This is a genomic window from Haladaptatus rarus, assembly GCF_054177585.1.
In genome coordinates this window covers 1-938 of the sequence record NZ_JBPEHG010000045.1, presented here as the reverse complement: position 1 = coordinate 938, position 938 = coordinate 1, and the positions used below count along the sequence as shown (strand labels likewise).

At 59.0% G+C, this 938-nt stretch carries 1 protein-coding gene; it reads right to left on the bottom strand.

Annotation, left to right across the window (positions count from 1 at the left end; all coding sequences use genetic code 11):
• Positions 1 to 32: 32 nt before the first annotated feature.
• The gene (locus ACR3FE_RS27755) at positions 33 to 860 is read right to left on the bottom strand and encodes an IS5 family transposase (RefSeq protein WP_458211087.1); all 828 of its coding nucleotides are present in this window, start codon (positions 858 to 860) and stop codon (positions 33 to 35) included.
• Between the last annotated feature and the right edge of the window lie 78 nt (positions 861 to 938).

Sequence of the window (938 nt, the reverse complement as noted above, 5' to 3'; positions counted from 1 at the left end):
GGCTCTGGTGAATCGCCATACAGCGCTTGATTTCACCGTATCACGGCTCGCTTGATGTTGTAAACGACACATTTCACGACGAGTTCACGAAATTCTCGGTACCAGGTGCGAGCACGCACGGCGACGCCGTGCGTGCGCTTGATCGCCGAGAAGACGGTCTCACACATCGATCTCTGGCGGTAGCGAGGCCCATCGACCCGCGCGTTATGCGCGTGGTCGATGGGCCGGAAGATGCGATGTTTAATCAGCGGTCTCACGTCCTCTTCACGGAGTTTCTCGCGTAAATCCATCCAGTCGTAGCCTTTGTCAGCGGCGAGGCTGCGCAGGTCGCCTGCGTTGCGGCAGGCGACCTGCCAGCCGAGCTGTGTGTCGTGCGGTTTCTCGGTCGTGCAATGAACGTCAAGGACAGCCTGAGTCTCTGTGTCGACGAGCGCGGTCGCTTTGAGTGTTTGAACGCGATAATTCGTCCGGCGGCAGTAGTGCTTGCTCGCGTTTTCGCGGTCGAAGAACGTCGCGTCGATGGCGGCGTGACCCGAAAGGTCGTGCAGCTCCGACGAGAGTCGGAGCAGCACTCGCCAGACCTTCATCTCGAATCTCTCAAACGCCTTCACTAACGTCGAGTGGTCCGGGAGATCACCCTCTTCGAGGCCGATCTCCCCGCAAATATGCGGCATCTCGCTGAGCAAATCGAGTGCGTTGCGGTACGATTCATCGAGGTAAACCCGCAGACAGTGTAGCGAGACGAGGGCGTAGTCGGCGAAGCCGCCACCCCCTTCGGGGGCGGCGACTTCGCCTCGGCCACCAACAGCGTTTTTAGCCAACGTAACCGCTTTGCTCGTGAAGCGGGAGATCTTGGACATTGAGCATCCGGACTCTTCCGCTTCAACTCCTTCGAATTAACGGACGAATCCGACGCCGTCTAGTGATTCACCAGAGCC

Coding starts and splice junctions, on each gene's coding strand:
- ACR3FE_RS27755 (WP_458211087.1), bottom strand. CDS start 860: ATGTCCAAGATCTCCCGCTTCACGAGCAAAGCGGTTACGTTGGCTAAA.